This is a genomic window from Yersinia vastinensis (genome assembly GCF_902726565.1).
Taxonomy (GTDB): Bacteria; Pseudomonadota; Gammaproteobacteria; order Enterobacterales; family Enterobacteriaceae; genus Yersinia; species Yersinia vastinensis.
The window spans coordinates 238,839-251,665 of record NZ_CACVAF010000004.1; the positions used below are offsets into that span (position 1 = coordinate 238,839).

Here is a 12,827-nt window from a genome sequence, read left to right on the forward strand (position 1 = left end):
ATCAAACGGCGGAATAAGTGGCAAAATGTCTCGTTGTTTACAGAAAAAGTGTTTGTAGGCCGTTGGTTTGGGAAATAGTGAGGGGGAATTGATGAATTTTTACCGCGATTATCCCTTAGGACGTTTTTGTGTTCACTTATTAGGTAGCGATGAATGAGCATTATTGAGTAAGCTCTAACCAATGTCACTGGAACCCATTTTGAAAGGAGATATTTTGAATCAATCACAAGCCACAACTCATCTCTCGGCCATTGAAGCAATAGAGAGATTGGAGACGTTATATGAGTCGGCGCTTGCGGCATTGCGTGATGCGATCAGCGCCTATATTCGTGATGGTTCTTTGCCTGATGTGGGTGACCGGGCCAAAGGGTTATTCTCATATCCACAAATCAGTGTTAGTTGGGATGGGCAGTTTCGCGATCTTCAGCGCACGCGTGCTTACGGGCGCTTCTCACGTACGGGACAATACAGCACCACTATCACGCGGCCTTCCTTGTTCAAAGCCTATTTAACTGAGCAACTTACATTACTTGAACATGAATATGGTGCAGTGTTTGAAGTGACAGCGTCACAACAAGAGATGCCGTATCCCTTTGTTATCGACGGTTCCGACCTGATTCTCGATCGTTCAATGACCGCTGGGCTGGCTCAACATTTCCCAACCACAGATTTAGCGATGATTGGCGATGGTATCACCGATGGCATTGATACCCTTACCGCAGACTACCCGCTATCGCATTTTGATGCGCTACGTACCGATTTTTCACTGGCTCGACTCAAGCACTATACCGGCACCCCGGCAGAACATATTCAGCCCTATATTCTGTTCACCAATTACAGTCGTTATGTTGATGAGTTTGTCCGTTGGGCTTGTGAGCAAATTCTGGATCCGACTAGCCCTTATCAAGCGTTGTCCTGCGCCGGTGGCACATACATTACGGCTGAAAATGCAGATCCTGAAAAGACCACCTCCGATCTGGCGTGGAAAAAGCATCAAATGCCGGCTTATCATTTAGTGGCTGAAAGCGGTCATGGCATTACGCTGGTGAATATTGGTGTTGGACCGTCAAACGCCAAAACCATTTGTGACCATCTGGCGGTGTTGCGACCTCATGCCTGGCTGATGATAGGGCACTGTGGTGGTTTGCGTGAAAGTCAGGCGATTGGTGACTATGTGCTGGCGCATGCTTATTTACGTGATGACCATGTTCTTGACGCGGTGTTGCCACCGGATATTCCGATCCCAAGTATCGCTGAAGTGCAGCGAGCACTCTATGATGCCACCAAAGCTGTGAGTGGTATGCCAGGAGTTGAAGTTAAACAACGGTTGCGGACGGGAACCGTGGTGACCTCGGATGACCGTAACTGGGAGCTACGTTTTTCTGCTTCTGCACTGCGATTTAGCTTAAGCCGTGCTGTGGCGGTCGATATGGAAAGCGCTACGATTGCCGCTCAAGGTTATCGTTTCCGTGTACCTTATGGCACCTTACTGTGTGTTTCCGACAAACCATTACACGGTGAAATCAAGCTACCGGGTCAAGCCAATCACTTCTACGAAGGTGCCATTTCTGAACATCTGCAAATAGGCATTCGGGCGATAGATTTACTGCGTGCCGAAGGTGATCAACTGCATTCTCGCAAATTACGCACTTTTAACGAGCCGCCATTCCGCTAATCTCATCACCTAATAACTGGCATTGCATCCCATTCATTGATGTTTTGTCAGTTATTTACCCATAATCATCTGAATAAAATTATCACGCACCAAATTCGGCATCGCATTATTCCAAGCGATGCCGACAGGCCAACTGAGGTTATTGCCGCTCAGTGAAATAATGTTGATAGTAGGTGGCGCGATATGCACGACACTCTGTGGCAATAGCGCCACACCGATACCGGCAATCACCAACGCGAGTATGGTCTGGATATCTTCCACTTCTTGCACCAAAGGAGCATCAATCTGATTTGATTGCAAAAATTGGTCAATCTGTGCATTTAACCCACGTCCACGTTCGGTATATAAACGCAGTAACGGCAGTTCTTTTAGCCACACATCAAAGGGGAGTGCTTTATCTTGGGGCACGATCAGCACCAGATGGTCTTCAAATAAAGGATGGAAATGTAGCGGCGTCTTGTAGGGCATCCGAACAAAACCGACATGCAGTTCACCCGTACTTAATAATGCATATTGCTGGGTTGAGGGGATATCCTCCAATGTCATCATGATAGCCGGGTATTGTTGTCTGAATGCCGCGATGTAGTTCGGTGCTGTATAGAAAGTTGATAAACCAAAACCTACCGATATAAACCCTTCAACGCCTTTCGCCACTCGTGCAGCGTATTGCAAAAAGGACTCAGATTGGTTGACCACTTTTTCTGCTTCCGAGAGTAATTGTTGCCCGCTCGGCGTCAGCTGTGCCCCTCGACGCCCGCGAGAGAAAAGAGGCAGGTTAAGCAGAGATTCCAATACGTTAATCTGCTTGGTCAATGCCGGTTGAGTGATACAAAGAGCCTGCGCCGCTTCACCATAGTTGCCTTTTCGGGCGAGTATCACAAAAGCCTTTAGCAATTTGATATTCACAGTTCCATTCCTATTGGTAATCGATAATAGAAAATCATTCATTATAAAGTTATCAATACGGCTGCTGTAATACCAATGATAAACATCAGCAGCAACTCGCTTTGGAGGTTCATGTGACAAAATCACAATTGATAACAGCAGCAACAGTGCAGTTCCAGCATCAGGCCAACAACAAGCAATATAATCTGTTGGTTATTGAAAAATTTATCGAGCAGGCCGCGCTGCAAAACATCAAGATATTGGCTTTTCCAGAGATGTGCATTACTGGCTATTGGCACGTGCCAAAATTGACGGCAGCACAAGTCACCGCGCTGAGTGAGACTATTGAAAGTAGCCCATCCATAGCATTAGTCCGCGCATTAGCGATGAAACATCAAATGCTCATTGGCGTCGGCCTGATAGAGCAGTCAGATGATGGGCGACTTTACAATGCTTATGTCGCCTGCATGCCGGATGGATCTTTTCATACCCACCGCAAGCTCCATGCTTTCGAACATCCCGCGATCAGTAGTGGTGATACTTACACGGTTTTTGATACACCATGGGGCGTCAAGGTTGGGATACTTATTTGTTGGGATAATAATCTGGTGGAAAATGTTCGCGCCACAACCTTACTGGGGGCGGACATATTATTAGCGCCGCACCAGACCGGCGGGACACATTCGCGTAGTCCATACGGTATGAAACCCATTCCGCGTGATCTCTGGGATCAACGCATTGAAAGAAAAGAAGAAATGAGTGCTGCTATTCGTGGAGTCAATGGCAGAGAGTGGTTAATGCGCTGGCTACCTGCTCGAGCACATGATAATGGCCTATTTATTCTGTTCAGTAATGGGATAGGGGCAGATGATGATGAGGTCCGTACCGGAAATGCCATGATACTGGATCCGTATGGTCGCATTATCAATGAGACCGGAGAAGCTGCGAACGTGCTGGTGAGCGCTGAGCTGGACCTTTCGTTAATCCCACTGAGTACCGGGCGTCGTTGGATCTATGGTCGCCGCCCAGAGTTGTACACTATTTTGACTGAGCGGCAAGGTTATGAGCGGGATGCCATTACTGCGCGTTTTTCTGATGAAGTGACCAATCTGAAAAACGTATAAACAGAGATTGGGCAGGGGCGAACAGTTCCTGCCTAGCGGCGAACACCAGTGCCAATACTAATACTGGATATGCCACTTGAGCCGCCACTCACACCCACATGACCGGTATTTGCACAACCAATCAGCAGTAGTGCAATCATCATTATGATTAACTTTTTCATTCACATTCCTTGGTTCGCAGGTGTGTTATTCGCGTGGAAGATGGGGCGAAAGCGTTCACACCTCTGATACTACCTGCATTAATTATATCAAATTATGATTAATGTTGATCGGGAGCCAAAAAGGCGTTGAATTGTGGCGTCATTATCGCGCTGAAACCGGTGTCAGTTTTGCTCACCAGATACACAGCCAACCCTTTCTCTTGTGCCAGTTTCAGCGCTTTTTCTGGCCCCAACACCATCAGTCCGGTATCCCAACCATCGGCTTCCAACGCGGTTGTGGCAATCACCGTGGCAGATACCAGTTTATGGGTGATTGGCCGGCCTGTAGCGGGGTCTAAAACATGGGAATAACGTTGCCCGCTTTGCTCAAAGTAGTTTCGATAACTGCAGAGGTGCTGATGCTGTAGCCTTGCAGATTGACCAGCGCTTGCACGGCATTTTCTTTATCTGTCGGTTTCTGAATCGCTACTCGCCATGGTCGTCCTTGGCCATTAACACCACGAGAGGAAACGGCCCCCCCCACCGAGACCAAATAGTTGGTAATTCCGTGTCGCATCATCAGATTAACCAATTGGTCAACACCGTAGCCTTCTCCCAGAGTCGATAAGTCGACATATAAATCAGGGCGATCTTTTTGCAGCCATTCACCGCGATTATCGCTGATCAGTTTTAGATGCTGCAATCCCACTTGCTTAAGTGCGTTATCTATCTGATATTGAGTGGGTATTTTAGTTGGCTGTTTCTCTGGACCAAATCCCCATAAATTGACCAACGGACCAACAGTGATATTCATCGCACCATGAGTATCTTGGCCAATGCGCAGCGCCTGCAAAATAATATCTGCCATACCACGTGGAATAGGTTGTGCTTCAGTGCCACGATATTGGTTAAAGCGGGAAAGCACGGAGGTATCGCGATATGTCGAAATGTCATTATTGGCTTGCTCTAGCAGCGCATCGATTTCTTGTTGCAGCTGCTGTTGACTTTGGGGTATTTCGCCACTGATCTTAACGCTATAGAAGGTCCCCATAGTTTTACCTTCAATATCCATTTGTGGCCGAGTGTCAACATCGTCACAAACGGTCATTAGGCCGAGAGCCAAACTCAATAATAAACCTTTGGTAAAAAGGTGGGCCACTGAGGAATCCTTGCAAGAAAATAGCGAAAGTGGGGATTATATGCTTTTCATCTAACAGCGGAATAGGTTGTCATTATTGTCATATACAGCGTAAATGTATAGTGACGCCGGACTGATTCAACCTGATTGGTGGCAGCATCTGTTTAATAATCAGATCAATACTTTCGCTCCATCAATCAAGAGAGTCCCTATGCACTTTACTCAAGCCATTGCCAGACTTCCTGCTGACACCTGTGGCCGCGGCCAGACGACATCCACGTTGGGCGCACCTGATATTGCGGTAACAGGCAGCCAATTTTTGGCCTATGTGGATACGTTGCTCCGTCTCGGCTTGAAAGTGACTATTTTGCCTGCGGCGCCAGCCTTTCCCGATGCACACTTTGTGGAAGATACCGCAGTCGTCATGCCAGAACTGGCAGTGATAACACACCCCGGTGCGCCAAGCCGTCAGGGGGAAGTGGATACCATTGAGCCATTGTTCACAGATCGCCCGGTGTTTCGCATGAGTACACGTGGTCACCTTGATGGTGGTGATGTGTTGTTGGTGGATAAACAGTTTTTCATCGGGTTAACGTCTCGTACTGATGAAGCAGGAATCAGCGAGTTTACGTCAGCAGTCGAGCGCTATGGCTATCGAGTGACCACCATTGAGGTCAGTGCGGGGCTGCATTTGAAATCTATTGTGAACTACGTCGGTCGCAACACGCTATTACTGACCGAGGATTACCAACAGCATCCAGCCTTTACCCGCTTTAATACCCTTGTTATTCCCGAGGCAGAGTCTTATGCCGGGAATACCTTATGGATCAATGACACGCTGATTACACCGCGCGGTTATCCGATGACATTGGCACAAATTGAAACGCTAGGAATGCCCATTGTGCAACTTGATACCAGCGAATTTAAAAAGATGGATGGCGGGTTAACCTGTCTCTCACTTCGTTTTTAACGGTTTTTCACCCCTCACTGTGGGTCATTTCCCGCATTTTGCCAATACCGGATCCTTAACTATGAAAAAGACATTAGCTGCATTACTGACTGGCCTGATACTTTCCGCTCCTGTTGCGGCGCAGACTATTGATACCATCAGTTTTGGTGTCGATGGGGGATATCCACCTTTTGATGTGTTATCACCCAACGGGGAGATCACCGGTTTTGATATCGATATCGCAAATGCTTTGTGTGAAAATTTGCATGCCAAATGTGTTTTCGTCAAACAACCGTTTGAAAGCATGATTGCGGCCCTGAATGCGCGTAAATTTGATGCCATTATTGCGTCCCTCAGCATTACAGATGAGCGCAAAAAAGAAGTGGATTTCACTGACCGCTATTACCGTAGTGCAGCGCAGTTAGTCGCACGTAAAGGCAGCCCACTGTCGCCGGATGTTGCCGGCCTGAAAGGGAAAACAGTAGGGGTGCAAACAGGTTCTATCCATGAGACCTATGCCAAAAAGCACTGGGGTGGGCAGGGAGTGAAAATCGTCTCTTATGCGAATCAGGATAATGTTTATTTAGACTTGATGTCTGGGCGCATCAATGCCTCACTGCAAGATAATATTCAAGCCGCCAGTAGCTTTATTGATACGCCACGTGGACAGAAATTTGCCTTTGCCGGCCCTGTCATCCAAGACGAAACCATCTCTACTGATGTCGGCATTGCTGTTGGCAAAGATAATCCGGCATTGCGCGACGCACTCAATGGGGCAATTAAGGCTATTCGCGCCGATGGCACCTATGATGCTATACAGAAAAAGTATTTTAGTTTCGATATCTACGGTAGCTAATTTTTTCGCTGACCGGGGGCTTGTTTCCCTCGGTGGCCGTTTTACAGCATAGGGAGGCCGATAATGGTAACAGACTATTTGCCGTTACTGGCACAAGGAGCGGGGCTATCGCTGTGCGTTATGCTGCTATCACTGGCAGTCGCGCTGGTGCTAGGGCTTATCAATGCGGTTATCAAACTGTTTGGCCCGCGTTGGTTGCGATGGATATCAACCGGGTACACCACATTGGTGCGCGGTATTCCTGAACTGGTGATTATGCTGTTGCTATTTTTTGGCGGCGAAATGCTGGTTAATGGGTTCCTTGGGTTATTAGGTTTGGGGCCAGTTCGGTTTAATACCTTTGTCTCTGGTGTGCTGGCGATTGGCATTGTGTTTGGTGCCTATTACACAGAAACTTTTCGCGGGGCATTTCAGACTGTGGATCGTGGTCAGTTAGAAGCCGCGGTGGCCTACGGGATGCGGCCTGCTCAAGTATTTCGACGTATTATGCTGCCGCAAATGCTCAGTTTTGCCATCCCCGGGATTAACAATAACTGGCTGGGTTTGATGAAAGCCTCGGCATTGATCTCTATTCTTGGGCTAGAAGATATGGTGTGGCTGGCTGAACAGGCAGGGCGCGCGACCCAAAAACCGTTCTTGTTCTACTTTCTGGTGGCGATGATTTATATGGTCATTACCGCACTATCCAGTTGGGGTTTTAGCCTACTATCACGGCGCTATGCACTCTCGACCTCGACGGCGAGGGCGCGCGGATGAATCTGCAAACAGTGCTGGAAGCCGTGCCGACATTTCTCTATAGCGACGGCTCTGATGTGACCGGGCTTGCCATGACGGCCAAACTGTTTTTACTGTCGGTGTTCCCCGGTTTATTATTGGCACTTTTCATGGCTATTGGGCAAGCATTTGGCCCACGGCCTCTCGCGTGGCTTATTCGCAGCATAACCTATTTCTTTCGCAGCACGCCGCTCTATCTGCAATTGATGCTGATTTACTACGGCCTTTCGCAGTTTGATATTGTGCAGTTGGGGTGGCAGGATGACCAACCCTTCTGGTTGCTGTTCCGCGATGCCACCTTTTGCGCCGTGCTCGCCTTGGTGCTGAATACCAGTGCTTATGTTGCCGAACTATTGGCTGGCATGATGGTGACATTCCCGCGCCAGGAGTGGGTGGCTGGCGAAGCATTTGGTATGACGCAGTGGCAAATCATTCGCCGATTAGTCCTACCCGCAACCTTGCGCCGTGGTATTCCTGCGCTGAATAATGAAATGGTCTTTCTGCTGCATGCGACCTCCCTTGCCAGCACGGTCACACTGTTAGATATCACTGGCGTCGCTCGAGCTTTCTATGCTGCCACTTACTCGCCGTTTATTCCGTTTTTGATGGCCGCAGCACTTTATTTGTTGTGTACTTTTATGCTGATTTTCTTGTTTTCATGTGCGGAACGGCGCTGGCTGGCATTTGCCCGTCACGACTAAAGGTACGGGCAAGCCAAGTTTAGGCGCGTTTTATCGCTTGTAGCTCGGTGATGGTGACGATTTTATCGACGCGGAATTTCTTGCTGGTCAGCCAAGTATCAGCCAGTAGCCGGTAGTGTTCCATGTTGCGACAACCAATACGAACCAGAAAATCGAAGCTGCCGCCAACCAGCCAGCAGTCCAACACTTCAGGTGTTTTGCGCACTTCTTGCTCAAAGGCTGCCTGAGAGTGACCGTGGTCGGCCAAGGCTATTTGCGCTTGAATAACAAAGGCGTGTTCAGGTTCTGGCAGTTCAATAATGGCACTGTAACCGCGAATAATACCGGCGCGCTCCAATAATCGAACTCGCTCCAGGCAGGGGCGTGCAGTCAGATTGACCTGTTCAGACAGCTTCTGATAAGAGATACGGCCATCCTGGCTCAGGATTTCAAGGATTTTTTTGTCAATTCGGTCAAGCCGGGCTTTCTTTTCCACAGATAGGACGTCCAATGAAAATCAATCATTATAAGTTACCTGAACATGCCCTAAGTGGGCAGCGTCAATTAACCAGTTTTCATTTTGGCCAGCCCGGGGTGGGGGAAAAAATTTACCTACAGGCTGGTCTGCATGCCGATGAACTTCCCGGAATGCTGGTATTACATTATCTTAAAAGATTACTAAGCCAGGCGGAACGGCGAGCAGAAATTCAGAGCGAAATAATTATTGTACCCATCGCTAACCCGGTAGGGATGGCGCAAGTGCTGCTTAACAGCGGAATCGGCCGTTTTGATTTGGTCAGTGGGCGTAATTTTAATCGTGATTTTCCCGATTTAGCCAAGTTGACTCAACCGAGGTTGGGGCAATATACCGTCAGCCAAACCCCCTCTCAAAGGCTGCAACAAATACGTGGCGCGATGCTCGAGATACTACACGATTTACCTGCAATCAGTGAAGTTGATGCATTGCGCCAACATTTGCTGATGTTAGCCTGTGATGCTGATTTGGTGCTGGATCTGCATTGTGATGATAGCGCCATTCTACATTTATATGCTGATCCCGCTTGGCGTGAGCCAGTCGAGACACTCGCCCGGTTTTTGCATATCGACACTGTGCTGTTATCACAAGACAGTGGCGGCGGCTCTTTTGATGAAGCTTGTGGTTTGCCGTGGCATCGTTTGACAGCACAATATCCAGACCTCGCACCAGCTTGTATGGCGGTGACGGTAGAATTGCGCGGGCAGCAAGATGTCAGCCATGCACTGGCCAGTGCAGATGCTGAACGTATTTATCACTATTTGCAGTATCGCGGGGCCATTGCCGCCGATAAGCCGGATATCCCGCAGCGCGATGTCGTTATGTTGCCGTTTTCCGCAGGCGAAATTGTCACTGCTCCAGCCAGTGGCCTGTTGCTGTTATTACGCCAGCCCGGTGAATGGGTAGAAAAAGAAGATGTGGTGGCTGAAATCATTGACCCGATCACGGATACTGTCAAAGCCGTGCGAGCGAAGGCAGGGGGGATAATCTATGCCAGCCGGCGTGCACCTTTTGTCACGTTGGGGGCGGAAGTGATGAAGATTGCCGGGAAAACTCCCTTTGTAGGCGGTGGGGAGTTAGCATCTTGAGCTTGCAGGCTCAATTCACCGTGCTTTCTGTGTTGTATTTTTTCTTGGGCTAGCTATAATTTAGCCGGCTAAATAAAATGATGCAAATACGATGAATTATAAAGCAAGGGATCTTCCCACCCGTGAAGTTCTGGCCCGTGTTCAGCGCCAAGAGAACCTTGGCAGCGACGTTTCGGGTGTGGACTTAGTTCTCAATCTCATTACTACCGCAGATTTAATTCGATCAAATATTTATGATCGCCTAGCCCAAGACTATGACATCTCAGAAGGTAAATTCATTCTATTAATGTCGCTCTACGGTGAAGGTGAAACCGCAGCCAGCGAGTTGGCGTCTAGAATTGGAGTCGCGCCTGCAACGGTTTCCGTGATGGTCAAACGCATGCTTACCGCGCCTGAACCTTTGATTACCATGACCAGAACACTGGCAGATGGCCGCTCCCGCTTAATTGCGTTAAGTCCCGCAGGCCGTCGACTCATTAAAGAAGCGTTACCGGGTCACTTTAATGCCATTCACTCTTTTGCCGAGGTCCTTGATGACCAAGAACGCGAAACTCTGATTTCAATGTTACAAAAATTACTGCGAAAAAAACCATAAATATTCGTGGCTTACCTACCATGGCCTTTTTTTAATCATATACTTAGTCGGCTAAATAAATTGAAACCAGAACAAAATAATGCATCAAAACCGATACTAAAAACCGCAGTGACCTTTTTGGGCCTGCTCATCCTAGGTTCAAGTCTTATCTATTTCGGATCAAGGAATGATGCGGTATCTGTGGCACAAAATCTAAAATCAGGGGTGCTGACAGCCGACAACGTTAACATCGCCTTTGAGAATGTGGGTGGAAAACTCATCACGCGGCAAGTTCAAGAATCTCAGCGGGTGAAAAAGGGCGATATCCTGATGGTTCTGGATGATAGGGATAGCAATATCGCCCTTGATCGTCTTAAAGCGGTTATCCGCTCGCAAGAAGCGCTTATCCGTCAGGAAGAATCGGCCATCCGAATTGCCAGCAATGAAACTCAATTAACGGAGGTTTCTTCCTGGCGGAAAATAGAGGAAATCCAAGCCACCTTAAGTGCTGCTCGTGCCAGTGAAAACCTTGCTCGTACCGACTTTAACCGTATTGCAAAATTGCATAACACCGGCAGTGTTTCGCAATCCATGCTGGATACAGCGAGCAGCGCGTTAACCACGACACATTCGGCGGTGGTACAGGCAGAGCGTCAGTTAGCGTCAGCGATGATTGGCACCACACCAGCACAAATAAAAAATCTCGCAGATAAGGCCAGTGCTCAGGGCATGACACTTCAGGCAATTGCCAACTCGCGTGAATCAATCAAGAACCGGCAAAATGTACTGGACCAACTCTTAGCTCAGTTGGATCAATCTCAGGCGGAGCTGAGGCAATTGGAAATTAACCATCAGCGCCTGACACTGACCGCACCAGAGGCGGGTAAAGTGCTTAAGCTCCTTTATGAGTCAGGAGAAATGGTTCCCGCGGGCGCACCTGCTGTACTGTTGGAGACCGATCGCCAATACGTTGATATTTATGTCAATGAAAACAGTGTTGGCGCATATTCGCCCGGCACAATCGTGACAGCCAAGGTGCCGGCACTGGATACTCAGGTTAACGGCATTGTGCGTTTTGCCAGCGCAGCGGCCTCTTTTGCCGATTTACGTATGACTAGGGAACGTGGTCAGGCGGATTTAACTTCCTATCAGGTACGGATTTACACCGAAGAAAAGCCACAGTTGCTCACCGGAATGACGCTTGAGGTGAATGATGCAAAACATCGTTAAATCCATGTACGACGAGGTGGCTGCAATGATGTCCGGGCATGTTATGCCTTACCACAAGGTGGCTATCGTGGTTGCGGGTGTCATTGCATTGCTGTTTTCACTGGTGTTTTCTCACTCAACAGTATTTGAAGGTAAAATTGCCGTCATCGATCTTGATGCTTCTCAGTATTCGGCTGAATTAATTCAGAAGATAAATACGTCTTCCTATATTGAAGTCACTCAGATATTACGGACGCCAGTAAACCCTGAAATATTGACGGCACATGATCGCAATATTGGCGTGCTTTATATTCCCAAAGGGTTAGAAAAAAGCCTGAAAACGGGCGATAAAACCGTGCGTCTGGGTTATTTTGCTGACCACAGTAATTCAGCGCAAAATGCCGAGGTACTGCAAAATCTTAATGAATACATTCCAGAACTTGGCGCAGAGATTGGCGCGCTGCGTATCTCTTCATTGGGGCTTGGACGAGAGGGCACTGAGGCGGCGCTAAGCCCAATGCAGCTTAAAAATCGACATCTTTTTAACCCGACGAATACCGCCACTAACTCAACCAGCATCGCATTTGTGTATTTTTTCTCTTCATTGTTCTATGGGCTGGCAACACTGATGGTGGTAGGGCGATTGAAAGTCACGGGAGCTTGGAAGACGGCGATATTTAACCGAGGGCCTTTGGCATTAATGTGTCGAATGGTGCCTTATGCTTTCTTTTACACCACCGGCATTACGGTTGTTAGCGCTTTGTTGGTGCTTTTTGGCCAACTGAGATTTGACGGTAACTATTTTGCATATGTTCCGACTATCTTCATGACGGGGCTGGCTTTCGGTTGGTTGGCATTGATTCTTTCCTGGTCAACGCAACACCCAGGAGAAGGGGCTAGCCTGATGACTTTTCTTGTTCCTCCGGGGTTTATTATGGGCGGTGCAACCATGGCGGTTGGTTTCCTGCCGCTTTGGGCCTATTACCTCAGCTATGCTTTCCCGCTCGTGTGGCAATACCGCTTTTATCGTGACTTTGCTCTGCGGGGGCAAACACTGGCGCAAATGCTACCAACCTATGGGGCTTATGTAATCTTTTTGACGGTGATTGCTTTTGTGCTGCTGTTACTCTTCTATCGAACGAAAAGAATGCTTGAAAACGGCTAAGTACCGAAGAGGATATCCGTATCCTCTTCATCTAT

The 12,827-nt window shown here is 48.3% G+C and carries 13 protein-coding genes and 1 pseudogene; 10 read left to right on the forward strand and 4 right to left on the reverse strand.

Annotation, left to right across the window (positions count from 1 at the left end; translation table 11 throughout):
- The first annotated feature begins 214 nt into the window (after positions 1-214).
- Positions 215-1,675 carry an AMP nucleosidase gene (locus tag HUZ92_RS07925; RefSeq protein ID WP_050097763.1) on the forward strand — a complete coding sequence of 487 codons (1,461 nt, stop codon included), beginning with the start codon at positions 215-217 and terminating at the stop codon, positions 1,673-1,675.
- A 51-nt stretch (positions 1,676-1,726) separates the two neighbouring features.
- Here the strand turns inward: HUZ92_RS07925 and HUZ92_RS07930 are convergent, their stop codons facing one another.
- Positions 1,727-2,581: a LysR family transcriptional regulator gene (locus HUZ92_RS07930; protein WP_050097673.1), complete on the reverse strand. Its 855-nt coding sequence runs from the start codon at positions 2,579-2,581 to the stop codon at positions 1,727-1,729.
- A 113-nt stretch (positions 2,582-2,694) separates the two neighbouring features.
- Here HUZ92_RS07930 and HUZ92_RS07935 point away from each other — a divergent pair, with 113 nt between their 5' ends.
- Complete coding sequence (locus HUZ92_RS07935; protein ID WP_050140639.1) at positions 2,695-3,684, forward strand: nitrilase family protein; 990 nt, start codon at positions 2,695-2,697, stop codon at positions 3,682-3,684.
- Positions 3,685-3,716: 32 nt separating this feature from the next.
- On the opposite strand, the gene HUZ92_RS20960 is transcribed toward HUZ92_RS07935, so the two are convergent.
- Together HUZ92_RS20960 and apbE are read right to left on the reverse strand one after the other, a co-directional pair.
- Positions 3,717-3,845, reverse strand: a complete 129-nt coding sequence (locus tag HUZ92_RS20960) for a hypothetical protein (protein WP_260653987.1) — start codon at positions 3,843-3,845, stop codon at positions 3,717-3,719.
- 98 nt (positions 3,846-3,943) lie between these two features.
- Positions 3,944-4,932, reverse strand: a pseudogene (apbE, locus tag HUZ92_RS07940) (FAD:protein FMN transferase ApbE).
- A gap of 241 nt (positions 4,933-5,173) precedes the next feature.
- Here apbE and HUZ92_RS07945 point away from each other — a divergent pair.
- The 4 genes from HUZ92_RS07945 (at position 5,174) to HUZ92_RS07960 (ending at position 8,242) form a co-directional block, all read left to right on the forward strand.
- Positions 5,174-5,932, forward strand: a complete 759-nt coding sequence (locus tag HUZ92_RS07945; RefSeq protein ID WP_050097765.1) for a dimethylarginine dimethylaminohydrolase family protein — start codon at positions 5,174-5,176, stop codon at positions 5,930-5,932.
- A 61-nt stretch (positions 5,933-5,993) separates the two neighbouring features.
- A complete protein-coding gene (locus HUZ92_RS07950; protein ID WP_050097675.1) occupies positions 5,994-6,767 on the forward strand; it encodes an ABC transporter substrate-binding protein in 774 nt (257 codons plus the stop codon).
- 63 nt (positions 6,768-6,830) lie between these two features.
- A complete protein-coding gene (locus HUZ92_RS07955; RefSeq protein ID WP_050097676.1) occupies positions 6,831-7,523 on the forward strand; it encodes an ABC transporter permease in 693 nt (230 codons plus the stop codon).
- Positions 7,520-8,242 carry an ABC transporter permease gene (locus HUZ92_RS07960; RefSeq protein WP_050097677.1) on the forward strand — a complete coding sequence of 241 codons (723 nt, stop codon included), beginning with the start codon at positions 7,520-7,522 and terminating at the stop codon, positions 8,240-8,242. Before HUZ92_RS07955 ends, HUZ92_RS07960 begins: the two co-directional genes overlap by 4 nt.
- Positions 8,243-8,261: 19 nt before the next feature.
- Here HUZ92_RS07960 and HUZ92_RS07965 read toward each other — a convergent pair whose 3' ends face one another.
- On the reverse strand, positions 8,262-8,717 hold the full coding sequence (locus tag HUZ92_RS07965; protein WP_050097678.1) for an Lrp/AsnC family transcriptional regulator: 456 nt from the start codon (positions 8,715-8,717) through the stop codon (positions 8,262-8,264).
- Between the two features lie 14 nt (positions 8,718-8,731).
- On the opposite strand from HUZ92_RS07965, the gene HUZ92_RS07970 reads away from it, so the two are divergent.
- The 4 genes from HUZ92_RS07970 to HUZ92_RS07985 all read left to right on the forward strand — a co-directional run bounded on the left by HUZ92_RS07970 (position 8,732) and on the right by HUZ92_RS07985 (position 12,792).
- The gene (locus tag HUZ92_RS07970) at positions 8,732-9,844 is read left to right on the forward strand and encodes a succinylglutamate desuccinylase/aspartoacylase family protein (protein ID WP_050097679.1); all 1,113 of its coding nucleotides are present in this window, start codon (positions 8,732-8,734) and stop codon (positions 9,842-9,844) included.
- Positions 9,845-9,935: 91 nt separating this feature from the next.
- Positions 9,936-10,439, forward strand: coding sequence for a MarR family winged helix-turn-helix transcriptional regulator (locus HUZ92_RS07975; protein WP_050097680.1), 504 nt, complete (start codon positions 9,936-9,938; stop codon positions 10,437-10,439).
- 180 nt (positions 10,440-10,619) lie between these two features.
- Complete coding sequence (locus HUZ92_RS07980; RefSeq protein WP_050097681.1) at positions 10,620-11,648, forward strand: HlyD family secretion protein; 1,029 nt, start codon at positions 10,620-10,622, stop codon at positions 11,646-11,648.
- Entirely contained in the window at positions 11,632-12,792 is a 1,161-nt protein-coding gene (locus HUZ92_RS07985) for an ABC transporter permease (RefSeq protein ID WP_050140637.1), read from the forward strand. Before HUZ92_RS07980 ends, HUZ92_RS07985 begins: the two co-directional genes overlap by 17 nt.
- Positions 12,793-12,827 lie beyond the last annotated feature (35 nt).